Origin of the sequence: Pseudomonas sp. NPDC088429 (assembly GCF_044753305.1) — a bacterium.
GTDB lineage: Bacteria > Pseudomonadota > Gammaproteobacteria > Pseudomonadales > Pseudomonadaceae > Aquipseudomonas > Aquipseudomonas rustica.
On the sequence record NZ_JBIVMX010000011.1, the window covers coordinates 96,081 to 120,461 of the forward strand.

At 58.4% G+C, this 24,381-nt stretch carries 20 protein-coding genes; 8 read left to right on the top strand and 12 right to left on the bottom strand.

The window, feature by feature from the left end; genetic code table 11:
- Window positions 1-15: 15 nt before the first annotated feature.
- The 4 genes from ACIP66_RS09100 to morA all read right to left on the bottom strand — a co-directional run bounded on the left by ACIP66_RS09100 (window position 16) and on the right by morA (window position 7,634).
- A complete protein-coding gene (locus ACIP66_RS09100; protein ID WP_159813579.1) occupies window positions 16-1,329 on the bottom strand; it encodes a C4-dicarboxylate transporter DctA in 1,314 nt (437 codons plus the stop codon).
- Between the two features lie 327 nt (window positions 1,330-1,656).
- Window positions 1,657-2,910, bottom strand: coding sequence for a serine hydroxymethyltransferase (gene glyA / locus ACIP66_RS09105; RefSeq protein WP_007909785.1), 1,254 nt, complete (start codon window positions 2,908-2,910; stop codon window positions 1,657-1,659).
- 209 nt (window positions 2,911-3,119) lie between these two features.
- Window positions 3,120-3,605, bottom strand: a complete 486-nt coding sequence (locus ACIP66_RS09110; protein ID WP_400647279.1) for a hypothetical protein — start codon at window positions 3,603-3,605, stop codon at window positions 3,120-3,122.
- Between the two features lie 180 nt (window positions 3,606-3,785).
- Window positions 3,786-7,634 (bottom strand): cyclic di-GMP receptor MorA, encoded by a 3,849-nt coding sequence (gene morA / locus ACIP66_RS09115; RefSeq protein ID WP_400647282.1) that lies wholly within the window; start codon window positions 7,632-7,634, stop codon window positions 3,786-3,788.
- A 285-nt stretch (window positions 7,635-7,919) separates the two neighbouring features.
- On the opposite strand from morA, the gene ettA reads away from it, so the two are divergent.
- Both ettA and gdhA read left to right on the top strand, forming a co-directional pair.
- Window positions 7,920-9,584 carry an energy-dependent translational throttle protein EttA gene (gene ettA, locus ACIP66_RS09120; protein ID WP_008078577.1) on the top strand — a complete coding sequence of 555 codons (1,665 nt, stop codon included), beginning with the start codon at window positions 7,920-7,922 and terminating at the stop codon, window positions 9,582-9,584.
- A gap of 350 nt (window positions 9,585-9,934) precedes the next feature.
- Window positions 9,935-11,272: an NADP-specific glutamate dehydrogenase gene (gene gdhA, locus ACIP66_RS09125; RefSeq protein WP_400647285.1), complete on the top strand. Its 1,338-nt coding sequence runs from the start codon at window positions 9,935-9,937 to the stop codon at window positions 11,270-11,272.
- On the opposite strand, the gene ACIP66_RS09130 is transcribed toward gdhA, so the two are convergent.
- The 4 genes from ACIP66_RS09130 to ACIP66_RS09145 all read right to left on the bottom strand — a co-directional run bounded on the left by ACIP66_RS09130 (window position 11,269) and on the right by ACIP66_RS09145 (window position 14,953).
- On the bottom strand, window positions 11,269-11,763 hold the full coding sequence (locus ACIP66_RS09130; RefSeq protein ID WP_282358207.1) for a GreA/GreB family elongation factor: 495 nt from the start codon (window positions 11,761-11,763) through the stop codon (window positions 11,269-11,271). The two genes, gdhA and ACIP66_RS09130, sit on opposite strands and share 4 nt — an antisense overlap.
- A gap of 70 nt (window positions 11,764-11,833) precedes the next feature.
- Complete coding sequence (locus ACIP66_RS09135) at window positions 11,834-12,190, bottom strand: hypothetical protein (protein ID WP_400647288.1); 357 nt, start codon at window positions 12,188-12,190, stop codon at window positions 11,834-11,836.
- Between the two features lie 155 nt (window positions 12,191-12,345).
- On the bottom strand, window positions 12,346-14,199 hold the full coding sequence (locus ACIP66_RS09140; RefSeq protein ID WP_400647291.1) for a DUF4105 domain-containing protein: 1,854 nt from the start codon (window positions 14,197-14,199) through the stop codon (window positions 12,346-12,348).
- Between the two features lie 265 nt (window positions 14,200-14,464).
- The gene (locus ACIP66_RS09145; protein ID WP_007909797.1) at window positions 14,465-14,953 is read right to left on the bottom strand and encodes a DUF3015 domain-containing protein; all 489 of its coding nucleotides are present in this window, start codon (window positions 14,951-14,953) and stop codon (window positions 14,465-14,467) included.
- 299 nt (window positions 14,954-15,252) lie between these two features.
- Here ACIP66_RS09145 and ACIP66_RS09150 point away from each other — a divergent pair, with 299 nt between their 5' ends.
- Window positions 15,253-17,691 (top strand): Lon protease family protein, encoded by a 2,439-nt coding sequence (locus ACIP66_RS09150; RefSeq protein ID WP_400647294.1) that lies wholly within the window; start codon window positions 15,253-15,255, stop codon window positions 17,689-17,691.
- Window positions 17,692-18,016: 325 nt separating this feature from the next.
- Window positions 18,017-18,331, top strand: coding sequence for a hypothetical protein (locus tag ACIP66_RS09155; protein ID WP_053123993.1), 315 nt, complete (start codon window positions 18,017-18,019; stop codon window positions 18,329-18,331).
- A 36-nt stretch (window positions 18,332-18,367) separates the two neighbouring features.
- On the opposite strand, the gene ACIP66_RS09160 is transcribed toward ACIP66_RS09155, so the two are convergent.
- Entirely contained in the window at window positions 18,368-20,197 is a 1,830-nt protein-coding gene (locus ACIP66_RS09160) for a hypothetical protein (RefSeq protein WP_400647297.1), read from the bottom strand.
- Window positions 20,198-20,356: 159 nt separating this feature from the next.
- On the opposite strand from ACIP66_RS09160, the gene ACIP66_RS09165 reads away from it, so the two are divergent.
- The 3 genes from ACIP66_RS09165 (at window position 20,357) to ACIP66_RS09175 (ending at window position 22,025) form a co-directional block, all read left to right on the top strand.
- Window positions 20,357-20,845 (top strand): TIGR00645 family protein, encoded by a 489-nt coding sequence (locus tag ACIP66_RS09165; RefSeq protein WP_053123989.1) that lies wholly within the window; start codon window positions 20,357-20,359, stop codon window positions 20,843-20,845.
- 134 nt (window positions 20,846-20,979) lie between these two features.
- Window positions 20,980-21,285: a DUF6482 family protein gene (locus ACIP66_RS09170; RefSeq protein WP_053123987.1), complete on the top strand. Its 306-nt coding sequence runs from the start codon at window positions 20,980-20,982 to the stop codon at window positions 21,283-21,285.
- Between the two features lie 122 nt (window positions 21,286-21,407).
- Window positions 21,408-22,025: an FKBP-type peptidyl-prolyl cis-trans isomerase gene (locus tag ACIP66_RS09175; RefSeq protein ID WP_008078561.1), complete on the top strand. Its 618-nt coding sequence runs from the start codon at window positions 21,408-21,410 to the stop codon at window positions 22,023-22,025.
- 119 nt (window positions 22,026-22,144) lie between these two features.
- On the opposite strand, the gene ACIP66_RS09180 is transcribed toward ACIP66_RS09175, so the two are convergent.
- The 3 genes from ACIP66_RS09180 to ACIP66_RS09190 form a co-directional block, all read right to left on the bottom strand.
- Window positions 22,145-22,402, bottom strand: coding sequence for a hypothetical protein (locus ACIP66_RS09180; RefSeq protein ID WP_053123985.1), 258 nt, complete (start codon window positions 22,400-22,402; stop codon window positions 22,145-22,147).
- 208 nt (window positions 22,403-22,610) lie between these two features.
- Window positions 22,611-22,952: a zinc ribbon domain-containing protein YjdM gene (locus tag ACIP66_RS09185; protein ID WP_018601013.1), complete on the bottom strand. Its 342-nt coding sequence runs from the start codon at window positions 22,950-22,952 to the stop codon at window positions 22,611-22,613.
- 144 nt (window positions 22,953-23,096) lie between these two features.
- On the bottom strand, window positions 23,097-24,065 hold the full coding sequence (locus ACIP66_RS09190; protein WP_053123982.1) for a polyprenyl synthetase family protein: 969 nt from the start codon (window positions 24,063-24,065) through the stop codon (window positions 23,097-23,099).
- Window positions 24,066-24,305: 240 nt separating this feature from the next.
- Here ACIP66_RS09190 and ACIP66_RS09195 point away from each other — a divergent pair.
- The coding region (locus ACIP66_RS09195; RefSeq protein ID WP_400647309.1) for a bL21 family ribosomal protein at window positions 24,306-24,381 on the top strand (76 nt) is incomplete at its 3' end.

The following is a 24,381-nucleotide window of genomic DNA, read 5'->3' on the forward strand; positions in this document are numbered from 1 at the left end:
GGCAGCTCCTACAGGTCAGAATTCCTGTTGGTGGGCGGGTGCCGCTGTTTTTCTCGGCTGAAAGTTATAGCCCTGTTCGCCGTTGAGCACCTTGTTTGCCCGCTGCACGTCGATGTCTTTTTCCCAACGGGCGATCGCAACCGTGGCGACGCAGTTGCCGATCAGGTTGGTCAGCGCGCGGCCGATGCCCATGAACCAGTCCACGGCCAAGACCAATACCAGACCGACCACCGGGATCGCCGGAATCGCGGTCAGTGTCGCCGCCAGAATCACCAGTGCCGAACCGGGAATGCCGTGGGCGCCTTTCGAGGTGATCAGCGACACCAGCAGAATCGTCAGCAAATCGGTCATCGCTAGCGGCGTACCGGTGGCGTTGGCGATGAACACGATGGCCAGCGTCAGGTAGATCGAAAAACCATCGAGGTTGAACGAGTAGCCGGTTGGAATCACCAGCCCGACCGTCGAACTGCCAATGCCCAAGTGTTCGAGTTTGCGCATGATCTGCGGCAACACGGCGTCGGATGACGCGGTGCCCATGACGATCAGCAGTTCTTCACGCAGGTACTTGAGCAGCGGCCACATGCGCAGGCCGGACAGGCGCATGACAGTGCCAAGGATCAGCGCGACGAAAGCCATGCAGGTCAGGTAAAACAAACCGACCAGGCTGCCCAGATGCTGCAGCGAATCGAGGCCATATTTGCTGGTGGTGAAGGCGATGGCGCCAAACACGCCGATCGGCGCCAGACGCACGATCATGCCCATGATGCGGAAGATCACATGGCTCAATTCGTTGATCAGTCGCGAGATCCCGGACGCCGCTTCGCCGACCAGATTCAACGCGCTGCCGAACAGCACCGAGAACAGCAGCACCTGCAGAATGTTGTTGTCGGCGAAGGCGCCGATCACCGAAGTCGGAATCAGATCCATCAGGAACTGCGTGGTGGTGTGCATGTGCTGGCCGCGCTGGGCGATGTCGCCCATGTCGGCAGCGGACAACTGCTCCAAGTGGATATTCGCGCCGCTGCCGATGCCGGTGCTGAAGGCGAAGACCAGACCGATCACCAAGGCGATGGTGGTGAGGATTTCAAAGTAGATGACCGATTTGAGGCCGATGCGCCCGACCTTCTTCAGATCGCCCGCGCCGCTGATGCCGCTGACCACTACGCAGAACACGATCAGGCCGATGAGCATCTTGATCAGTTTGATGAAACCGTCGCCGAGCGGTTTGAGCTGGGCCGAATATTCAGGAAGGGTCAGCCCGCAGACGATGCCGAGCACCAGTCCGAGAACCACTTGGAGGAAGATTGAACGCGAGCACCATCTGAGCATGGGAGGAATCCTGGTCGTGTCCTGGCTGCCGTGCGCTTGAACGCATCAGATTCAGGACTTAATTATTGTGGTCTTACCGGTATGTCCAGTGCAGGCGCAGTCTACGCTGGGGTTTTTCTTTAATACAAGGGGGAATCGCGAAATTGGCAAGACCGGTCTGACCGGTGGTTAAATCAAAAGATCGCAGCCTTCGGCAGCTCCTACATTTGGAATGCGTTCACCTGTAGGAGCTGCCGAAGGCTGCGATCTTTTGATCTTTTTGCAGGCGAAAAAAAACCGGCCAATCACACTTGGCCTGTTTTTCATGCTGCGGATTTAACGTCGCAATTAAGCGCCGTATACCGGCAGTTTCTTGCAGATGGCTTTGACTTTCTCACGAACGGCGTCGATCACCGCTTCGTTGTTCAGGTCAGCCAGGATGTCGCAGATCCAGCCGGCCAGCTCTTTGCACTCGGCTTGCTTGAAGCCGCGAGTGGTCACAGCCGGAGTACCGAAGCGCAGGCCGGAAGTAACGAACGGCGAGCGTGGATCGTTTGGCACGGAGTTCTTGTTCACGGTGATGAAGGCTTTGCCCAGAGCGGCGTCAGCATCTTTACCGGAGATGTCCTGCTTGATCAGCGACAGCAGGAACAGGTGGTTCTTGGTACCGCCCGAAACTACGTCGAAACCGCGTTCGATGAACACTTCGGCCATGGCTTGGGCGTTCAGCACCACTTGTTCCTGGTAGGCCTTGAACTCAGGCTGCAGCGCTTCCTTGAAGCAGATCGCCTTGGCAGCGATCACGTGCTCCAGCGGGCCACCCTGGGCGCCCGGGAATACCGCGGAATTCAGCTTCTTCTCGATGTCGGCGTTGGCGCGCGCCAGGATCAGGCCGCCACGTGGGCCGCGCAGGGTTTTGTGCGTGGTGGTGGTCACGACGTCAGCGAAAGGCACCGGGTTCGGGTAGACACCCGCGGCGACCAGACCGGCCACGTGAGCCATGTCGACGAACAGGTAAGCGCCGACTTTGTCAGCGATGGCGCGGAAGCGTGGGAAATCGAGAATCTGCGAGTAGGCAGAGAAACCCGCCACGATCATTTTTGGCTTGTGCTCAACCGCCAGACGCTCGACTTCGTCGTAGTCGATCAGGCCGTTGGCGTCGATGCCGTACTGCACAGCGTTGTACAGCTTGCCGGAGGAGGACACGCTGGCGCCGTGGGTCAAGTGACCGCCGTGGGCCAGGCTCATGCCCAGAATGGTGTCGCCACCTTGCAGCAGAGCCAGGTAAACAGCCGCGTTGGCTTGCGAACCAGCGTGCGGCTGCACGTTGGCGTAATCGGCGCCGAACAGCTCTTTGGCGCGGTCGATGGCCAGTTGCTCAACGATGTCGACGTACTCGCAACCACCGTAGTAACGCTTGCCTGGGTAGCCTTCAGCGTACTTGTTGGTCAGCACCGAGCCTTGAGCTTCCATCACCGCTGGGCTGGTGTAGTTTTCCGAAGCGATCAGCTCGATGTGTTCTTCCTGGCGCTGAGCTTCTTGCTCCATGGCGGCAAAAAGGTCGGCGTCGTACTTGGCAATAGTCAAATCACGGCTGAACATGGCGGTCCTCAAGGATCGGGGGGCAGAAAAGGGAGGCATTCTAACCCAACGGCTTTTAGATGGCATATGAAACGGCATCATGTCGCAGACAAGTGGCGTTCATGACAGATGTGCGGTGCTTTGCAGGCCCTCAGCGTCGCAGCCTGCGGTGGCGTCGATGTCCTGATCCGTGGGAGAGCTGCCGCAGGCTGCGATGTGCTCAGTTGTAATCAATGACGCTCAATTACGTTTAATGTAAACACAGCAACGGGTTTTGTTCGTTCAGTTTTGAAGTAGATTTTCTTTTCGCGTTCTCCGGAGGACACTATTACGCCCGCACCCGTTTTTATATCCAGCGTAATAGGTTGCCCGGGTTTGACGAGTATTGGAAGTTTGATGGAGTCGCCTTGCAATAACTCAGGGGAAAAGCCACTGAAATCAAATTCTGTGTTTGTCGCTTCATTAGCCGGGCTGACAGCGATTTCACCGTGACTGTTTAAATGAACCAGTTGTCCTTCGTGGGTCGTGTCGCGTACATGCATGCTATAGCTATCGTTTTCCCAGCGGAAGTCAAAGGTTGTCGGTGACTTGTTCGCATTGACAACCAGCCGTTTATAGCCCCCGCGACCTTCTTTGAACACCCATTCGATGCAGACGGGTTTTCCGTTATAGCTCAACGAGCCGATAAACGATTTTTTTGGGCGATCCGTGCTCATGTTTTATTCCCTGCTTTAGTTCGGTTGGTTTATGACGTGTTGTCACCAATCAAAACTTAACATGAGTGATAATTTTGCGAGGGGCTTCGTGTGTTTCGATATATGGTTTTTGCTGTGGCGGTTAGTTGTTAAGGGGTTTGCCGGTTGTAACTGTATGTTGGTTTTAATTAAAGGATCGAGTCAGTCAAACATGAACAACGCGTCATTGCTGAACTGCGCCTCAAACCTGCTCGCCGGCATCGGTCGCCCGAACAGATACCCCTGAACCTCATCGCAACCATGTTCACGCAGGAAATCCAGCTGCTCATGGGTTTCCACACCCTCTGCAATCACCGCCAGATTCAGGCTGTGCGCCATCGCGATGATCGCCCGGGCAATCTGCGCGTCCTGCTCGCCGGATGGCAAACCGTCGACAAACGTGCGGTCGATCTTCAGCACATCGATCGGGAACTGCTTGAGGTAGTTCAGCGATGAATAACCGGTGCCGAAGTCATCGACCGCAATGCTCAGGCCGAGGTTTTTCAATCCGGCGAGAATCTGCATCGCCTCGCTGACTTCGCGCATCAGAATACTTTCAGTCAGCTCCAGTTCCAGGCACGCCGGCGGCAGGCCGGTTTCGCGCAGGATCGTGGCGATCCGCGTGCCGAGTTGGCCATCGGAGAACTGCCGCGCGGAAATGTTTACCGACACTTTTGGTACGCGCACACGGTTCTGGTGCCAGGTCTTCAGTTGGCGGCAGGCTTCGCTGATCACCCAATCGCCAACGTCGACCACCAGACCGAGCTCTTCCAGCACCGGAATGAAATCCCCCGGCGGCACCAGTCCTCGACGCGGGTGACGCCAGCGCAGCAGGGCTTCAGCGCCGGTCAGGCGTTTGCCGTCGCCGCTGAATTGCGGCTGGTAATACAGGACGAATTCGTCTTGTTCCAAGGCGTGGCGCAAATCGCTTTCCAGCTCCAGACGCTCCAGCGCACTGGCGTTCATGTCCGCCTGATAGAACTGGAAGTTGTTCTTGCCGCGCTCCTTGGCGTGGTACATCGCGGTGTCGGCGTTCTTCATCAACTGGCTGAGTTCGTTGCCATCCTGCGGACTCAGGGCGATGCCGATACTCGCAGTGACAAAAAACTCGCGGCCTTCCAGCACAAACGGTCGCACCAGGCTGGCGAGAATCTGCTCGGCGACATGAATCGCCCGGTTCAGCGCCAGTTCACGGCTGGAGCGATGTTGCAGGAGCAGAGTGAATTCATCGCCGCCCATGCGCGCGACGGTGTCGTCGTTGTCGACGCAGGCCAGCAGGCGCGTGGCCATGTCTTTCAACATGCGGTCACCGGCGGCGTGGCCGAGGGAGTCGTTGATCGGTTTGAAACGGTCGAGGTCGAGGAACATCAGCACCACCCACGACTTCTGCCGCTCAGCCGATTGCAGCGCCGTGTGCAGGCGATCCTGGAACAGCGTGCGGTTCGGCAAGTGGGTCAGGGCGTCGTAATAAGCGAGGCGGTGGATGCGTTGTTCGCTGGCCTTACGCTCGCTGATGTCGCTGAAGAAACACACGTAACTGGCCAGATCGCCTTCGTCGTCGAGCACCGCGGTGATGCCGACCCACGCCGGATAATGCTCGCCATTGCGGCGCTTCATCCAGACTTCGCCTTCCCAGGTGCTGTGCTGATGCAATTGCTTGAGCACGTAACGCAGATGCGCGTCCTGCTGTTCGTCGACCGTGAGCATGTTCGGCAACTGGTCGAGCACTTCGCTCACCGCGTAACCGCTGACGCGACTGAATGCTTCGTTGGCCTGAACGATGTAACCGGCCGGGTCGGTAATCAGAATCGCCGAGGTCGAGTGTTCGAATACGGTGGCAGCCATGCGCAGGTCTTTTTCGGCGCGGCGCTGCTGACTGATGTCGCGACCGACCCCGAGCACGCCTTCAAAACCGCCATGCTCATCCCACACCAAGACCAGACGCAGTTCGATTGGAATCTTGCGGCCATCGGCGCGCAGACAGTCGAACAGGAACAATTGCGTCTGCACCTGACTGCGCAACAGCGCCAGTTGCTCGGGTTTATTCAGCGACTTGCTGACCCGATCCATCAGCGTGTAGATGCCGCTCAATTGCTGCGGGTTGGCAATGATCGATTGCCAGCCATTCTGGAAAATCCACTCGGCATCAAAGCCCAGCACAGCCTGCACCGACGGGCTGACGTAGTTCAGCGAGAGCTTGCTGTCGGTGGAGAAAATCACGTCGCTGATGCTTTCGGCGAGCATGCGATAACGCTGCTCACTGTCGCGCAGGGACTCGCTGGCCTCAATCTGCTCGGTGATGTCCTTGGCCACGCCGATGATCCGCGTGACCTGATCGTGTTTGTCGCGCGCCAGTGCCTGTTCGCGAATATCAAAGCGCCGCCAGTTACCGTCGCGATGGCGGAAGCGCAGTTGGCATTGCAGCAATTGGCTGTAACCGGCATGGCGCTGGGATTGGCGCGAGCGGTGGTAGTAATCGGCGTCTTCCGGGTGCAGGAGTATTTCCCAGAAATACTCGCCCATCTGGTGCAGTTCGGTGCGGTTGTAGCCGAGGGTCTGCCCGAGGTGATGGTTACTGAAAATCATCCGCTGGCTGATCACGTCCTGCACATACAGATGATCCGGCACGGTGCGCACCACGTCCGACCAGAACCCTTCGCGCTCCAGCAACGACAGCTCGACCAGTTTGCGGCTGGTGATGTCGTTGATGCTGAGGATCACCGCCGTGTAATCGTGCTGCTCGGTCGGCAGGCGCAAAACCATCCACAGGTGTTGATCGCGGCCATTGACGTCCGCCAGTTTGATTTCCAGTTCCAGCTGCTTTTGCTGTTGCAGCACGGCGTCGAGGATTTGATTGCCGATCGCGCACTGACGGTGCGGATGACCGTCGATCAACAGTTGCCACGCTTGTTCGCAGGAATTGACATTGAGCAGTTGCAATGCGACCTGATTGACTTCGGTGACGCGCAACTCTTGCAGCAATTGCTGACGTTGAGCGGGTTGGTCGAGCCAGGCTTTGAGTTGATCGCTGGTCTGGATCTGCGCTTTCTCGAAAACCTGTTTCAGGCCAGAGAGATCGAGCACACACAACGCAACGCCGGTGCCTTCGAAAATATCCTGATAGCGCCGGCGACCTTCATGCAACTGGCGCTGACGGCGGCGCATGTTCAACAGCGCGATCACCGGCAGCAGCGAGAAAGCCAGACCGAGCAGGCATTTGCCGATAAACGCCGGGAGCAATTCTTCGAGCACGCGCTGACGGTCGAACAGACCGCGCAACTGCCAGTCGCTGCTGCTCAGCGGCACAGTCAGCACCGTGTCGGCCAGATCGTCAGGGGAAAGCACGCTGGGCTTGGCCGAGGGCAACGCTTTATCGCGACTGACGATCTGATGGTTGATGCGGTTTTCCACCAGCCACAATGGGCGCAGGCCGGTTTCGCCCTGTTTGGTCAGCGAATCGAAAAACGTCGGCGTCAGGCGCAAGGCCCAATAACCGCGCGAACTGCCGCTGGCCTGATGCAGCAACAGATGCACCACCGAGCCGTCATCGGCGTTACTGAAGTAATGCGCCTGAGCACGACTGCGCCGTACCAGTTCGGTGAGGTAATCGGCGTCGTGACTGTCGGCGGCGCTGTCGCTGAGGATTCGCCCGGAAGGACTGAGCAACGCCATGCTGCGCAGATCCGGCAGCGATTGCTGAAGTTTGCGCAGCAGCGCCTGCTGTTCGTCGGCGGTTTGCGGTTGCTCGACGATCGGTAGCAGGTTGAGAGCGATTTGCGCGTTCAGCGCCATGTTCAGGCTGACTTGTGAAGCGAGGTCGGCGGTGTAATCGATGGTGTACTGGCGCTGGTTTTTCTGGGTCTCGCGCAGTTGATCGAGCAGTTGCCAGAACAGCAACGCCAGCAGCAACAGCACCAAAGTCGCCAGCGCACCCTTTAATGTCCCGCGCAGGGGTGAGCCGGGCGCCGGAGGGGTGCTGCTCACAGAGGCTGGCGGAGTGACATTGGACAAGCTGTAATCCTGCGGTCTGGCTGGACTGGCGCGACGTGCACTATAAGCCGGACGCCCAAAGGGCGGCTAGCATGCCTTGAGTTGTGGCGAAGTGCCAGCCCCGCTCGGCTGGACTGCCTTCCGTCATTCAGGTAGCTTTGCCGGTTACGCGGGAGCGTTCCAGCTCCTAGACTCAGACTTTTTCAGCGCGCACGCATTGATAACCATCAAGTGAACGACGCGCATGGTCTGGCCGGGCATCGCCCGCGCTGCAATCATTCATCTGTCACTGACCCAAGGTTCTCCATGGCTCAATACGTCTTCACCATGCATCGGCTGGGCAAAGTTGTTCCGCCGAAGCGGGAAATCCTCAAAAACATTTCGCTGTCCTTCTTCCCCGGCGCCAAGATCGGCGTGCTCGGCCTCAACGGTTCGGGTAAGTCCACGCTGCTGAAAATCATGGCTGGCGTCGACACCGAGTTCGAAGGCGAAGCGCGCCCGATGCCGGAACTGAACATCGGTTATCTGCCGCAAGAGCCGCAACTTGACCCCACCAAGACCGTGCGTGAAGTGGTCGAGGAAGCGGTCAGCGTGATCAAGAACGCCCAGGCCCGCCTGGACGAGGTCTACGCGGCTTACGCTGAAGAAGATGCCGACTTCGACAAACTGGCAGCTGAACAGGCCAAGCTCGAAGCGATCCTGCAAGCCAGCGACGGTCACAATCTTGATCGCCAACTGGAAGTCGCTGCCGACGCACTGCGTCTGCCGGCGTGGGACGCCAAGGTCGAATTCCTCTCCGGTGGTGAAAAGCGTCGTGTGGCCCTGTGCCGCCTGCTGCTGTCCGCCCCTGACATGCTGCTCCTCGACGAACCAACCAACCACTTGGACGCCGATTCCGTTGCGTGGCTGGAGCATTTCCTCCACGACTTCCCGGGCACCGTGGTAGCGATCACGCACGACCGTTACTTCCTCGACAACGTCGCCGGCTGGATTCTCGAACTCGACCGCGGCGCGGGCATTCCGTACGAAGGCAACTACTCGGGTTGGCTTGAAGCCAAATCCGATCGTCTGGCCGCTGAATCCAAGCAGCAGTCGGCGCACGAAAAAGCCATGAAGGAAGAACTGGAGTGGGTGCGCAAAGGCGCGAAAGCCCGCCAGTCGAAATCCAAGGCACGTCTGCAACGCTTCGAAGAAATGCAATCGCAGGAATTCCAGAAGCGTAGCGAGACCAACGAGATCTACATCCCGGCCGGCCCGCGTCTGGGTGACAAGGTCATCGAATTCAAGAACGTCACCAAGGGCTACGGCGATCGCGTGTTGATCGACAACCTGTCGTTCTCGATGCCGAAGGGCGCCATCGTCGGCGTGATCGGCGGTAACGGTGCCGGTAAATCGACCCTGTTCCGCATGCTGATGGGCAAGGAACAACCGGATTCGGGCAGCATCGAAGTCGGCGAAACCGTGCAACTGGCTTGCGTCGATCAGAGCCGCGATGACCTCGATGGCAGCAAGACTGTGTTCCAGCAGATTTCCGACGGTTCCGACCAGATCCGCATCGGCAACTACGAGATCCCGTCGCGCACTTACGTCGGTCGCTTCAACTTCAAGGGCGGCGATCAGCAGAAGTTCGTCAAGGATCTGTCCGGTGGTGAGCGCGGTCGTCTGCACCTTGCGCTGACCCTGAAGGAGGGCGGTAACGTCCTGCTGCTCGACGAACCGTCCAACGACCTCGACGTTGAAACCCTGCGTTCCCTGGAAGAAGCCCTGCTGGACTTCCCGGGCGCTGCAATTGTGATCTCTCACGATCGGTGGTTCCTTGACCGCGTGGCGACACACATCCTCGCGTACGAAGACGACTCGCAAGCGATCTTCTTCGAAGGCAACTACACCGAGTACGAAGCGGATCGCAAGAAACGCCTCGGCGAAGCAGCTGCCCAGCCACACCGGGTACGTCACAAGAAACTGGCCTGATTCGGGTTGGTTGCATAAAAAGCGGAGCCTTCGGGCTCCGTTTTTTTTTGCCGGAGTTTTTTCAGATGAACCGAGTCGCGGCATTCGCGAGCAAGCTCGCTCCCACAGGGGTAACGCATTTTAAATGTGGGAGCGAGCTTGCTCGCGAAGGCTGCCTTCCTGTTGGTGCAAAGCTTGTTTTGTGAATCACCATTCAGGTGCGATATCTGTCTAAAAAGGCTTCAGATTTATATCCTGTGCACCATTTAATTTCATATCCGCGACATTTCGCTCTATTCCTGTGCGCAATTCGTTTGTTACAGTCCGGCCCAATCTCTTCCAACGATAATAAATTTGCCGAGACTTTCCCCATGATCGAATCCGTCGAATCCTTCCTCGCCCGTCTGAAAAAACGCGACCCGGATCAGCCCGAATTTCACCAGGCCGTCGAAGAAGTACTGCGCAGCCTGTGGCCGTTTCTCGAGGCCAATCCGCATTACCTGACTTCGGGAATTCTGGAGCGCATCTGCGAGCCAGAGCGTGCCGTGGTGTTCCGCGTGTCGTGGGTCGACGATCAGGGCAAGGTTCAGGTCAATCGCGGTTTCCGCATCCAGATGAACAGCGCCATCGGCCCGTACAAGGGCGGCTTGCGTTTCCATCCGTCGGTGAACATGGGCGTGCTGAAATTCCTCGCCTTCGAACAGACCTTCAAAAACTCTCTGACCTCGTTGCCCATGGGCGGCGGCAAGGGCGGCGCGGACTTCGATCCGAAGGGCAAGAGCGACGCCGAAGTCATGCGTTTCTGCCAGGCGTTCATGAGCGAGTTGTATCGTCACATCGGCGCCGACGTTGATGTGCCGGCCGGTGACATCGGCGTTGGTGCGCGCGAGATCGGTTTCCTCTTCGGCCAGTACAAACGCCTGAGCAACCAGTTCACCAGCGTGCTGACCGGCAAAGGCATGACCTACGGCGGCAGCCTGATTCGTCCGGAAGCCACCGGTTTCGGTTGTGTGTACTTCGCGGAAGAAATGCTCAAACGTCGCGAGCAAACCGTGGAAGGCAAACGCGTGGCGATCTCCGGTTCCGGCAACGTCGCGCAATACGCCGCGCGCAAAGTGATGGATCTGGGCGGCAAGGTGATTTCGCTGTCCGACTCCGAAGGCACGCTGTATTGCGAGGCGGGCCTGAGCGAAGAACAGTGGTCGGCGCTGCTGCAGCTGAAAAACGTCAAACGCGGGCGCATCAGTGAATTGGCCTTAGCGTTCGGTCTGGAATTCCGCGCCGGTCAATTGCCGTGGTCGCTGCCGTGCGACATCGCGCTGCCGTGCGCCACGCAGAACGAACTCGACGCCGAAGCCGCGCGCACGCTGCTACGCAATGGCTGCGTGTGCGTCGCTGAGGGCGCGAACATGCCAACCACGCTGGAGGCTGTGGATATCTTTATCGAGGCCGGCATTCTCTTCGCGCCGGGCAAGGCTTCCAATGCCGGCGGAGTCGCGGTGAGTGGTCTGGAGATGTCGCAGAACGCCATGCGTCTGCTGTGGACGGCGGGTGAGGTGGACAGCAAGCTGCACGCGATCATGCAGTCGATCCACCACGCTTGCGTGCATTACGGCGAAGAAAATGGGCGGATCAATTACGTCAAAGGCGCGAACATCGCCGGTTTCGTCAAAGTCGCCGACGCGATGCTGGCGCAGGGTGTGGTTTAAGCCGGTTCGATGCGGATCACTTCAATCACTTGATCGCCGGCGGGGCGCTGCCACAGCACCTCGTCGTTGAGCCGGGCACCGAGCAGCGCCCGGCCCAGCGGTGAGCCCCAGTTGATCAGGCCTTTGGCGGCATCGGCCTGATCTTCACCGACCAGTTGCACGCGGCGTTCTGTGTCGTGCTCATCCGCGTAGGTGACCCAACTGCCGATCTGCACTTTGTCTCTGGACGTTGCGGCGACGGCGACTTGGGCGCTGCTCAAGCGCTGATTGAAATAACGCAAATCCCTTTGCAGGTCGGCCAGCCGTTGTTTGTCGGCCTGCTCACCTTTGGCCGATTGCTCGGCGTGCTGGGTTTGCAGTTCGGCGACTCTCGCCTGCAACTGCGCCAAGCCTTGTGACGTGACGTAATTGGGCTGCTCGCTGACCTGCCGTTCAACCGGTTGATCGGCTTGTGCGGCGGCGTTGTCTTCGTTGACGAAAGCACGGCTCATGGATTCCTCCTCGTATGAGGTTTGGGCCATGCTCGCAGGCATTTGGTTTCACTGGATGTCTGGGAGCGACCTAGGGCGAGCGGTAAGCCCGCGCGGCGTCCTGATCTTTTTGCTGCTGCCAGGCGCGCTCGCGTTCGTCCCAATGCTCATTGCGGTAATCGTCGCGATCCTTGTTTTCGAGCATCGCCTGACATTGGCGGAAGCCGTCCGTCCAGCCCTCGGCGTATTGCTTGTCTTTGAGATAGCGCGGGACGTTTTTGCGGAATTCGCCGCTGATCGAACCGGCAGCCTGGCGACCACTGACGCAACCGTCATCGAAACCGTCGGCAAAGGCCGGTGGGTAGCCTTTGGCGATCAAATCATCGTGGGTGGTCTGGCAACCGCTCACGAACAGCAAAACCCCCAGCAAACCCGCACACCGCCACATCGCACTCTCCCGGGCCGGTTGTCCGGCTTATAAGGAGAGTCTAGAAGCAGATTCATTAGTGGGGTGTGAAAGAAAGATCAAAAGATCGCAGCCTGCGGCAGCTCCTACAGGTGAAGCACATTCCAAATGTAGGAGCTGCCGAAGGCTGCGATCTTTTAGTAGTGATACCACTTCACTTCGAGCATGACTTCCGTTTCCGGCGTGGCGATGTGGCTGAACTCGCGCTGCGCACTCAAGCGCAAACCAAGATTGCGCGACAGTTCCCACTGCTGATTCAGACTCAAACTGCGCCGCACTTCGCCATTGGTGAAGTAATCACCCTTGGCCTCCAGGCTCATATTTCCCAGAGGATTGCGCCACAGCACGCCGGTATTGAAACCACCGGCCGGCGAAACAAATTCAGCAAAGTCATTGTTGTGCTCAACCCGCACGGTGCCCAGCGCAAACCCCAGCACATCATCACCCAGCGCCCACGTGCCGCCACCGCCACCATTCACATGACTGACCAGCGTCTCGTCATCATGCTTGCCCGGCACGCGCTCAAGACCACCGGTGACTTGCCACGACAACGGCTGCAACAACTCATTACGCGGCGTCAGCGAGCGAATCGTCGCCAGATCCAGTTGCTGGAACTGCCAGTGATTGCCCTCGTACTGACGCAGCTTCATTTGCAGGATTTCAATCTGCGCGCCGAGCGGGAAGCTTTCGGCGTTGTCGTTGAGATCGTGATAGGCCATGCGCAAACCGTACTCGCCGAACGCACGATCGCCGCGCGTGCCGAGGCCGGCCTGCCAGGTGCGCGATTCGTGGCCGTCTTCCGGCAAGCCCGGTTGCGGAATCTGCAGATCGGGTGCCGGGTTTTTATTGATCGCTCGCAGCAGTTCGAAACTGCGTTGCGCCCGTTGCGGATCACGTTCCTGACCGTTGGCGCGGTAGCGTTCGAGGCGATACGCCGCATCGATGATCAATGCCTGACGATCGCGGGGCAGGGCTTTGAAGGTCGGCTCTTGCAGCACTTGTTGATCGGCGCTGACTTTCAGCACCCAATCCTGTTCTTCACCCGTCAACGGCTCAGCGCGGCTCAGCAACTCGCGCTCACGCGACGGACGATATTCAATACTTTCCACCAGCCCGGCTTCTTTCACCGCTTTCACGGTGTCGGTCGGAATTGCCGTCAGCGGGAATTGCTCGGTCAGGCGCAGACTTGGGCGGGCCACTTGCAGCAGCTCCAGCAAGCGGTACGAGCAGTTTTCATCGAAGAAGAAATAGTCGAACTGGATCTGCTTCAACTCCCACACATGTTCGACCATGCGTGCGGTTTCTTCTTGCGTCAGATTGAGTCGGTATTCCCACAGATCACGATTTTCCAGGCTGCGGTATTCGGAGAGTTTTTCCTGATACGGCACCAGCGCGAACAGGCCCGGATAGCCGCCCATCAAACCTTTCCAGGCGTAGAGGATGCTGTTGTCAGAGCCCTCGATGTAGGCGCCGAAGTTGATCGCGTAGCTGAGCAGCGAGGTCTTGTCGGCCTGCACGTCAGCTTGGTCGATGCGCAGCAGGGTGTGGCCGAACATCGATGACGGACTGTTCAAATACGCCGCCGGGAAGATCATCACCGCGCTGTGCGGCGAGACGTCCTTCATCCATTTTTTGTACTCGGCGCAATCAGCTGCCGGCAGATCTTTCAGATTGAGTTGCGCTTTCAGCCAGCGCGTGCGCGCCGGGTAAACGCACTGCGCGTGCTTTTCACCGAGACTGGCCGGGGCGTACAACGCTTGCACGGTCGCCGCCAATTCGTGATCGGGATGTTCATTGCCATCAGGCGCGAGAAAGAATTTCTTGTCGCTGACATAGCTGCGCCAGCCGCCGAGTTTGGCGGTTTCGTAATGACCGAGGGAAATCCAGAAGCGGTCGTTGGCCAGTTGCTGCAAACGTTGAGGGTCGACATGGGGCGCGGCGGACAGCGGGGCGCAGACACAGAGCGCCAGCCAGGCAAGGCGTTTGAGCATAAGTGGCAACTTAAGTCGAAAGAAAATAAAACCCGAATCGGGGGTTAACACTCCACCCTTGTGGCGAGGGGATTTATCCCCGTTGGGCAGCGAAGCGGCCCCAAAACCTATATCCCCAATGCACCAGTTATACCGCATGCACAGGTTCACGACTGCTGCGCAGCCGATCGGGGATAAATCCCCTCACCACAGGTTCAGCGTCACGGTGGAATCACTGCATAAAAAATAAAACCCGCTCCCCGAAGGAAGCGGGCAGGGGTCGAGCTTAAGCCTGCGTTGCGTACTTGGCCAGACGAGGATCCGATTTCAGTACGGCCAGGGTGTTGGTATGCACGTCTTCAGCGGTCACGTCAGCTTTGCTGAAGATCTGCTGGAAGTGCTCGTGAGTCACAGCAGCGAAGTGCGCACGATCTTCCGGCGCCACGCCCAGTACCACGGCATAAGTCGTCAGCGCTTCGCCGTTGCCTTTGGCCATGTCTTCGGACAGCTCGTTCATCATGCCATTCATGGCAAACCAGGATTTGCCGCCGTAGGTCAGCGACGCATTGGTCGAGCAACCGTTGGTGCCGGAAGTCATACCAAACGTAGCGTTACCGGAAGTGCCGTTAGTGGTGGAAGCGAGGAAGTGAGCAGGGGTGCCACGCTGACCTTCAAACAGCATGTTGCCCCAACCGCAATCCGGGCCGCCTGGAGCTTGCGCCATTGCGTTGATGGATACAGCGGTGAAGAGAGTACCGAGAAGAATCCGTTTCATAGCTTTGTTCTCTTTGTGTGCATACCAATGGACAGGGTTCTGGCCCCAAGCGCTGTACAAGACAGACCCAAACGAAGCCAGTGGGCCGGTATTAGTTCCAGCCGCGCAGTTTGGAGTTTAGGCACGTTCCTGCGGTTCCGTGATTTTTTACAAAAGATTCGGTAATAACCCCGGTTTCAGGGGAGCCGGTGCGCAGAGATCCGGTTGTCTATGCTTTGTCACATGGCGCGCCTTGCCAGTGGGGCACGGGCAGCGCCAGAATGCGGCTATCTGCCCCGCCTGATTGTTAAGGAAGCCCGATGCCTGATCCTGTTGCTGCCAGCTTGCGTCTTGCGCCCGAAGCGCTGACCCGTCCGTTTTCCGCTGAACAGTTCAGCTTGTCTACCACCTATGATCTGGTGGCCGTTCGCGGTGTGCTCGGCCAGGAACGCGCGGTCGAAGCCTTGCAGTTCGGTGTGGCCATGCCACGCCCCGGTTACAACGTGTTTGTCATGGGCGAGCCCGGCACCGGCCGTTTCTCGTTCGTCAAACGCTACCTTAAGGCCGAAGGCAAACGCCTGCAGACCCCGGCGGACTGGGTCTACGTGAACAATTTCGATGAGCCGCGCGAACCCCGCGCACTGGAGTTGCCATCCGGCACCGCCGCTTCGTTCATCGGTGACATCAACGGTTTGATCGACAACCTGCTGGCGACGTTTCCAGCAGTCTTCGAGCACCCGTCCTACCAGCAAAAGAAAAGCGCCATCGACCGCGCCTTCAACCAGCGCTACGACAAAGCTCTCGACATCATCGAGCGGCTGGCCCTGGAAAAAGACGTCGCCCTCTATCGCGACAGCAGCAACATCGCCTTCACGCCGATGCTCGACGGCAAGGCGCTGGACGAAGCCGAATTCGCCCAATTGCCGGAAGCTGATCGCGAGCGTTTTCACGATGATATTTCCGGGCTTGAAGAACGCCTGAACGAAGAACTCGCCAGCCTGCCGCAATGGAAGCGCGAGTCGAACAATCAGCTGCGTTCGCTCAACGAAGAAACCATCACGTTGGCGCTGCAGCCGTTGCTGTCGCCGCTGTCGGAGAAGTACGCCGAGAACGCTGCGGTCTGCGGTTACCTGCAAGCGATGCAGGTGTACCTGCTGAAAACCGTGGTCGAACAACTGGTCGACGACAGCAAGACCGACGCCGTGGCGCGCAAGCTGCTCGAAGAGCAATACGCGCCAAGTCTGGTGGTCGGTCACCCAGTGAGCGGTGGTGCGCCGGTGGTATTCGAACCGCACCCGACTTATGAAAACCTCTTCGGGCGTATCGAATACACCACGGATCAGGGCGCGCTCTATACCACCTATCGTCAGTTGCGCCCGGGTGCGTTGCACCGTGCCAATGGCGGTTTCCTGATTCTTGAAGCGGAAAAAATGCTCAGCGAGCCGTTCGTGTGGGATGCGCTGAAACGCGCCCTGCAATCGCGCAAGCTGAAAATGGAATCGCCGCTGGGCGAGATGGGCCGTTTCGCCACGGTCACGCTCAACCCGCAGCACATTCCGTTGCAGGTCAAAGTCATCATCATCGGTGCGCGGTCGCTGTACTACACGCTGCAAGACCTCGATCCGGACTTCCAGGAGATGTTCCGCGTGCTGGTCGACTTCGACGAAGACATCCCGATGGTCGACGAGAGTCTCGAGCAGTTCGCCCAATTGCTGAAAACCCGTACCTCGGAAGAAGGCATGGCACCGCTGACCGCCGATGCGGTGGCGCGTCTGGCCACTTACAGTGCACGACTGGCCGAGCATCAGGGGCGTTTGTCGGCGCGTATCGGCGATCTGTTCCAGTTGGTCAGCGAAGCGGACTTCATCCGCCATCTGGCTGGCGATGAAATGACCGATGCCGGCCACATCGAGCGTGCGCTGAAAGCCAAAGCCACGCGCACTGGTCGCGTGTCGGCGCGGATTCTCGACGACATGCTCGCCGGGATCATTCTGATCGACACCGATGGTGCGGCAGTCGGCAAGTGCAACGGGCTGACCGTGCTCGAAGTCGGCGACTCGGCGTTCGGTGTGCCGGCGCGGATTTCCGCCACGGTGTACCCGGGCGGCAGTGGCATCGTCGACATCGAGCGTGAGGTTAACCTTGGCCAGCCGATCCACTCCAAAGGCGTGATGATCCTCACCGGGTATCTGGGCAGCCGTTACGCGCAGGAATTCCCGCTGGCGATTTCCGCGAGCATCGCGCTGGAGCAATCCTACGGTTACGTCGATGGCGACAGTGCATCGCTGGGCGAGGCGTGCACGCTGATTTCGGCGCTGTCGAAAACCCCGCTCAAGCAGTGCTTCGCGATCACCGGCTCGATCAACCAGTTCGGTGAAGTGCAGGCGGTCGGTGGGGTCAACGAGAAGATCGAAGGCTTCTTCCGTCTCTGCGAAGCACGCGGGCTGACGGGCGAGCAGGGCGCGATCATTCCGCAGGCCAACGTGGCAACGTTGATGCTCGATGAGAAGGTATTGGCGGCGGTGCGTGCCGGGCAGTTCCACGTTTACGCGGTGCGTCAGGCTGATGAGGCGTTGAGCCTGCTGGTCGGCGAACCAGCCGGTGAGCCGAACGCCGACGGCGAATTTCCGGAAGGCAGCATCAATGCACGGGTGGTCGAGCGCTTGCGCGACATCGCTGAAATGATCAGCGAAGAAGACCTCAAGGAAGCGGAAAAGGAACTGGCCCAAGAGGCGTTAGCCGAAGCAAAACCGGCTTAACAGGCTTGCAATGAACCCTGTGGGAGCGAGCTTGCTCGCGAAAGCGGTGTATCAGCCAACGAATCAGTTGCCTGACACTCCGCATTCGCGAGCAAGCTCGCTCCCACAGTTGTTTTTCCAGATTGATTTTCGTGGGGATCTTCTGGAAATTCGCCACTACTCTGACGTCAAACTTCACACAATGACCATTCGGCGCCTGCTGGTTCTATCTGGCTTGCGCAGCGGACTTTTCTTCTATTCTCAGCTCAAGGATATCGACAGTATCACTGGATCGAGCCAGTCCTCCCGTGGGGGCTGAATACCGGCTTCACCGAGGGTCGCCGCCATGTCGCGCAACCTCTGCCTCACCCGTCAATGCCTGGGTCTCGTGACCCGCATCGAATGCGCCATCAAGCCGTTGGCCGGCGATAACGGCATGTGGACGCTACTCTTCGCCGCCGGTATGGCCGGCGAACAACCTTCCGCCATCAAAGCCCAGGGACCGTTTCACGGGCCGATCGCGGCCGAGTCGATTCTCGACACCATCGTTGAGAGCCTGACGCTGCACGGCTACGAACTGGCCGACGATCCGCAAATCTGGAGCCTGCACCTGCAAGCCCAGCTGCGCCAAATCAACGGAGGCCGCAGCCGCGCCCTGTAGGAGCTGCCGCAGGCTGCGATCTTTTGATCCTGTTCCTCAAGGCGCCGCGTCGGACGTCTGCGCCTTATCGAGTTTGACCTCAAAACCATATTGCACGGTGGCGAGGTCGGTGCGCTGATAGGTTTCCACGTGAGTCGGGCGACCATAAAAATAATGCACGCCAACTAACGCCGGGCCCTCTGCACTGGCGTCGTGGCTGACCGAGAGAATTTCCTTCAAATAATTACCGCTGTCGTCTTTGACGAAGTAGCGATATTCGTTGGCCGGAAACAATTTCAGATCCACCAGCAGCGTGTTGTTCTTGATCTCCAGACCTTTGGGCAACGATTTTTCGTCGTAGGCCTGCTTGGCCACGGTCGCCAGAAACAACGGCATCGAACCAACGGCAATCGCCGGGGTTTCCGGAAACAGATTCAAATCGTAAGTAATCGTCGCGCGCAACGGATCGACCTGGTACGCCTCGGGCGGCAGTTCGATCGGCTCATCGAGTTTGCCGTTGTGCTTCTCGGTAAAGAACGTCACCGGGCTTTCGCCGGGGTTGAAATCGTCACCGAGCAATTCATCGTTGAACGTGCGGCGGTGGGAGAACTCGATGCGTGCGGCGCTCGGTTCTTCGACGGATTGATGGATGCGCACACCGGCCTTCAATTGCTCTTCGGTCAGGCTCGCGCCCTTGAGCCAGCTCACCGTCTGATCGTCGTAAACCGTCACCGGCAGATCCAGCGGCTGAATGGCTTTTTCCGTGGTGTGCTGTTTGAAGGCGCGGATCGGCAAGTCCAGCGCTTTACGCGATACGGTCACCGAAGAGAAATCCAGCACACTGACTTCCAGGGTTTCGATCGGGCCGTTGAAGTAGACCTTGTTGTAGCGCTTTGGATGTTTTTCCTCGAACGCCTGTTGCTCGGCGGTGAGCTGCTTGTCCAGCGCATCGCTCCAGGCTTTCTGCTGTTGCAGGTTCGTCAGTTGTTTTTCGTAGAACGCCACTTGCTCCGGGCTTTCGTTGATCGAGCCGGCACGCACCAGGTATTGACCGCTGGCATCGCGGGCCTGAACGATCATCGGATTGAGCTGCGCCTCAGCCACTTCCGGGGCCAATGGCAGGGTGTTGCTGAATTCGACTTCGGCGGAATTCTTTTCAAGCTTCAGCAGTTTCACGCTGAGGTTGTCGTTGGTGCGGGTCTGGCCAACGTCTTTCTGCGTCAGGTCGAAGCTGTACAGGCGACGCGGCGCGATGACTTCGAGCTTGCCTTGCAGGCTGACCGGTTGCGGCAGGCTCTTCTTGTCGACGTTCAGACCGTCGATGAACGGGTAGGTCACGGTCAGGTCATCGGGGTTGGTGACGTTGGAGCTGGAAGGGCTGAGCTGAATGCCGGGATCGGTTTCCGACCATTCCGGCTGGTAGCCAATGACGCGTTTGTTACTCAGCGTGACCGACTGCCATTCCACGCCGTGAGGAAAGAGGAAGCCGCCGGGAATATTGAGGTTGAAAGGGAACACCGGTTGCAGGTCGGTGAGGTAGTCGGAGCTGGAATCCTTGTGCAACACAAACAGACCGTTGATAAAGGTGTCGACCAATGCCTGCGGGCTTGGGTAATGCTTGAGCACGCCGAGGGCGTCTTCGCCGTATTCGGTTTTCGCCGGGTTGCTGTCGAGTTTCTGTTTTGCGCGCTGGAGCAACAGCAATGAGCCGCCGAGTTCGCTGACGGCGTCCTTGAGTTTCGGATCGGTGATGGTGTCCAGTGACTGTTCGAACTTGGCGGTTTTCTCTCCAAGGCTTGTCGCGTGCTTCTCATCGCCGGGCGAGCAACCGCTCATCAGCAGCGCGAAGCAAATTCCGGCAGTTGTTATCGGCAATCGCACATCCATTTCCACGCATCCTGTCCAACGTCACTGGGCTTTCATAGGTTTGGACACTAGCAGAAATTCTTTGTCATACGTGCGCAAACGGCGGATTCAGGACGGTTTCTGGCGGTCATGGCGGGCTGGTATACTCGCCGCCATTTCCAGCCCCCAGTGTGAGATTCAATGGAACGCTTTATCGAAAACGCAATGTACGCCACGCGCTGGCTGCTGGCGCCGATCTACATCGGCTTGTCCCTCGGTCTGCTCGCGTTGGCACTGAAATTCTTCCAGGAAATCGTCCATATCCTGCCCAACGTGTTTGCGATGGCCGAGTCGGATCTGATTCTGGTACTGCTGTCGCTGATCGACATGGCGCTGGTCGGCGGCCTGTTGGTGATGGTGATGATTTCCGGGTACGAGAACTTCGTCTCGCAACTGGACATCGACGAGGGCAAGGAGAAGCTCAGCTGGCTGGGCACCATGGACTCGTCTTCGCTGAAGATGAAAGTCGCGGCGTCGATCGTGGCGATCTCTTCGATCCACTTGCTGCGCATCTTCATGGACGCCAAGAACGTCGATCCCGAGCACCTGATGTGGTACGTGATCATTCACATGACCTTCGTGATCTCGGCCTTCGCCATGGGTTACCTGGACAAGCTCACCAAGCACTGATCGTTTGTTGAACGCTGCAAAACACCGCCCGTCTGTTGCGAAACAGACGGGCGGTGTCGTTTGTGGCTTGTGCTTTCGGGCGCGCGGGCATATCCCTGTAGACGTCCTGATTCGCCACCGCGAGAGGTGCGCACATGAACCTGCAAGAGTTGAATGCGTTTGCCATTGCCAGGAAGGTCGATGAGCTGAATCTGATCTCGATGGAGGGCGGGATTTATCTGCTCGAAGCGCGCATGCACGGCGCGGCGTATCCTTTGAGTGATCCCAAGGGCAACATGCTGACGCTGCGTTCGGTGGAGCATGCGCGAGATTTGCTGCATGCCTTTCCGGTGCTGCCGTTCAACCTCGTACACACCTCGGTACATGATGAAATGTGTGGCCTGGGCGCCAGTGGCGAGGAAAGTCTGAAGGTACCGCTGGCCTGGCGTTCCGCCCTGTAGGCGCTGCGTCCCATCGCCGAAGCATCTGTGCTAGTCTGCTCGCCCTTTTGGTTCCGGGCGCGCCGGGACGCGCTGTGCACGCACGGCAAGTCTTGTGGCCGTCCGCACAGCGGAGCAGTGTCATGTCCGAAGTAAATCTGTCCACCGACGAAACCCGCGTCAGCTACGGCATCGGCCGTCAGTTGGGTGACCAGCTGCGCGACAACCCGCCACCGGGCGTTAGCCTGGACGCAATCCTGGCCGGTCTGACCGACGCTTTCGCCGGTAAGGAAAGCCGTGTTGGTCAGGAAGAAATGTCCGCCAGCTTCAAGGTTATCCGCGAAATCATGCAAGCCGAAGCGGCTGCCAAAGCTGAAGCTGCTGCTGGCGAAGGTCTGGCATTCCTGGCTGAAAACGCCAAGCGTGACGGCATCACCACTCTGGCTTCCGGCCTGCAATTCGAAGTGCTGACTCAGGGCGAAGGCGCCAAGCCAACCCGTGAAGACCAGGTGCGTACTCACTACCACGGCACGCTGATCGACGGCACTGTGTTCGACAGCTCCTACGAGCGCGGCCAGCCAGCAGAATTCCCGGTTGGCGGCGTGATCGCCGGCTGGACCGAAGCCCTGCAACTGATGAATGCCGGCAGCAAATGGCGTCTGTACGTGCCGAGCGAACTGGCTTACGGCGCGCAAGGCGTTGGTAGCATCCCGCCGCACAGCGTTCTGGTATTCGACGTCGAGCTGCTGGACGTTCTGTAATCCCGTGACCTTGTAGGAGCAAGGCTTGCCCGCGAAGGCGTCCGGTCAATCGACATAAATGTTGAATGAAAGACCGCTTTCGCGAGCAAGCTCTGCTCCTACAGGGTTTGTGGCGTGTTTCATATTTCGATCTTGTGATGCAGTTCATGGGTCGGGCGCAACGCCCGGGCATAGCAGAACAGGAACAGATTGCGCACCAGTTCCTTGAGCACCATCGGCTCGCTGGAACTCAGGCTGCTGACATCCAGATCCCCTTGATCCTGCAGCTCATGCAAGGCTTCCTCTTCAAGCACCGCACAGACCTCGCCGGTTTCCCGATGGAGGATCCTGAGGTAAGGATGTGGGCGATCCAGCCAGGCGTCGATCAAATAAGTCATGGTTCTCATCTCCATTGAAGGTGTTTGATGAGAATAATTCTTATTATCGAAATAGCAAGCGCCTATTGGCGGATTCTGATTTTTTCCGGGTAAAGATTGCGTAAGGTCAAAACGGCTGGCGTTTGGCTATTGCGTGGATTTATTGAGGTACGGCGGGGGGAGGGTGAAGCTCCATCCCACGGCTGGCGCGGGATGGATGACAGCGCAATCAGACTTTTCTGACGAACTCGGATTTGAGTTTCATCGGGCCGATGCCGTCGATCTTGCAGTCGATGTCGTGGTCGCCATCGCACAGGCGGATGTTCTTGACCTTGGTGCCGACCTTGACCACCAGCGAGGTGCCCTTGACCTTCAGATCCTTGATCACAGTGATGGTGTCGCCGTCCTGCAGGACGTTGCCGACCGAATCTTTCTTCACGGTGTCATCGGGGGCTGCTTCGGCTTCGCCGCTGGCAGACCACTCGTGGGCGCACTCCGGGCACACCAGTTGGGTACCGTCTTCGTAGGTGTATTCGGAATTGCATTTCGGGCAGGGTGGCAACGTGCTCACTAAGGCTCCTTGGTAGGGATCGCTAAAAGTCGCACATTGTATAGGGTTTTAGCTGTTCAGGCAGTCAAAAGCAAAAATCGCAGCCCCGACAACCCCTGTAGGAGCTGCCGAAGGCTGCGATCTTTTGATCTTGCTACAGCGATCTCAGTGCGTGCGGGCGACCGCAAACTCACTCAGTTCAACCAGTGCATCGCGATATTCGCTGGCCGGCAGCGCTTCGAGGCACTTGATCGCACGGGCCACGTAATCGCGGGCCAGTTGCGCGGTGTACTCCAGCGAACCGGAGGCTTCCACGGCAATGCGGATGCTTTCCAGGTCTTCGATCCCGCCTTTCTGAATCGCCTGACGCACCAGTGCAGCCTGTTCTGGCGTGCCTTCGCGCATGGTGTAGATCAGCGGCAGGGTCGGCTTGCCTTCGGCCAGATCGTCACCGACGTTCTTGCCCAGGGTCTCGGCGTCGCCCTTGTAGTCGAGCAGGTCGTCGACCAGTTGGAACGCCACACCGAGGTGATCGCCGAATGTGCGCAGGGCTTCGCTCTGCTCAGCTGTGGCACCGGCCAGCGCCGCAGCGCTGTGGGTCGAAGCCTCGAAAAGCATCGCGGTTTTGCCGCGGATGACTTCCATGTAGGTTTCTTCGGTGGTGCTGGCGTCACGAACCTTGGACAGCTGCAACACTTCGCCTTCAGCGATGATGCGCGTGGCCTGGGACAGGATCTTCATCACCGGCATCGAACCCAGTTCGACCATCATTTCGAACGAGCGCGAGTACAGGAAGTCGCCGACCAGCACGCTAGGAGCGTTGCCCCACATGGCGTTGGCGGTCGAGCGGCCACGGCGCATGCCGGACATGTCGACAACGTCGTCATGCAGCAGGGTCGCGGTGTGCAGGAATTCGATGGTGGCGGCGAGCAGACGCATGTCGTCGCCTTCGCGACCCAATGCCTTGCCACACAGCAACACTAATAAAGGACGCAGGCGTTTACCGCCGGCCGACGTGATGTAATCGCCGATTTTCGATACCAGCGGTACTCGGGAAGTCAGCTGCTTCTTGATGATGCCGTCGACGGCGTTAAAATCGTCCGCCACCGCGCGGTAGAAAGCTTGGGGTTGCATCAGAGACAGTTGCTCCAGAAGGGTTGCGCGGCATGCTAGGACCCCCACCCGGACCTGTCAAGGCGCGATGGACGGCCTCTTGCAACACTTCAACAGCTTGCGTACAATCGCGCACCCTGAACTTCCTGGGCAGCACCTGCCTTACGCAATTGCAATCAGGCCTTCCAGCCTTATGCAGCCATGCCAGCCAATACCTCTTCTTATAAAGAGCTGGGTGAGCAGGATTATCGGAGAAATACCATGTCGTACGCAGTAATTGTTACTGGTGGCAAGCAATACAAAGTCGCCCCAGGTGAATACCTGAAGATCGAAAAAC

Bases quoted from the DNA above. Each gene is read 5' to 3' on its own strand.
- ACIP66_RS09165 (WP_053123989.1), top strand. From the start codon at position 20,357: ATGGAACGCTTTATCGAAAACGCAATGTACGCCACGCGCTGGCTGCTG.
- ACIP66_RS09145 (WP_007909797.1), bottom strand. From the start codon at position 14,953: ATGAAACGGATTCTTCTCGGTACTCTCTTCACCGCTGTATCCATCAAC.
- ACIP66_RS09180 (WP_053123985.1), bottom strand. From the start codon at position 22,402: ATGACTTATTTGATCGACGCCTGGCTGGATCGCCCACATCCTTACCTC.
- ACIP66_RS09135 (WP_400647288.1), bottom strand. From the start codon at position 12,190: ATGTGGCGGTGTGCGGGTTTGCTGGGGGTTTTGCTGTTCGTGAGCGGT.
- glyA (WP_007909785.1), bottom strand. From the start codon at position 2,910: ATGTTCAGCCGTGATTTGACTATTGCCAAGTACGACGCCGACCTTTTT.
- ACIP66_RS09170 (WP_053123987.1), top strand. From the start codon at position 20,980: ATGAACCTGCAAGAGTTGAATGCGTTTGCCATTGCCAGGAAGGTCGAT.
- ACIP66_RS09110 (WP_400647279.1), bottom strand. From the start codon at position 3,605: ATGAGCACGGATCGCCCAAAAAAATCGTTTATCGGCTCGTTGAGCTAT.
- ettA (WP_008078577.1), top strand. From the start codon at position 7,920: ATGGCTCAATACGTCTTCACCATGCATCGGCTGGGCAAAGTTGTTCCG.
- ACIP66_RS09150 (WP_400647294.1), top strand. From the start codon at position 15,253: ATGCCTGATCCTGTTGCTGCCAGCTTGCGTCTTGCGCCCGAAGCGCTG.
- ACIP66_RS09190 (WP_053123982.1), bottom strand. From the start codon at position 24,065: ATGCAACCCCAAGCTTTCTACCGCGCGGTGGCGGACGATTTTAACGCC.
- ACIP66_RS09175 (WP_008078561.1), top strand. From the start codon at position 21,408: ATGTCCGAAGTAAATCTGTCCACCGACGAAACCCGCGTCAGCTACGGC.
- ACIP66_RS09130 (WP_282358207.1), bottom strand. From the start codon at position 11,763: ATGAGCCGTGCTTTCGTCAACGAAGACAACGCCGCCGCACAAGCCGAT.
- ACIP66_RS09155 (WP_053123993.1), top strand. From the start codon at position 18,017: ATGTCGCGCAACCTCTGCCTCACCCGTCAATGCCTGGGTCTCGTGACC.
- ACIP66_RS09100 (WP_159813579.1), bottom strand. From the start codon at position 1,329: ATGCTCAGATGGTGCTCGCGTTCAATCTTCCTCCAAGTGGTTCTCGGA.
- gdhA (WP_400647285.1), top strand. From the start codon at position 9,935: ATGATCGAATCCGTCGAATCCTTCCTCGCCCGTCTGAAAAAACGCGAC.
- ACIP66_RS09140 (WP_400647291.1), bottom strand. From the start codon at position 14,199: ATGCTCAAACGCCTTGCCTGGCTGGCGCTCTGTGTCTGCGCCCCGCTG.
- ACIP66_RS09160 (WP_400647297.1), bottom strand. From the start codon at position 20,197: ATGGATGTGCGATTGCCGATAACAACTGCCGGAATTTGCTTCGCGCTG.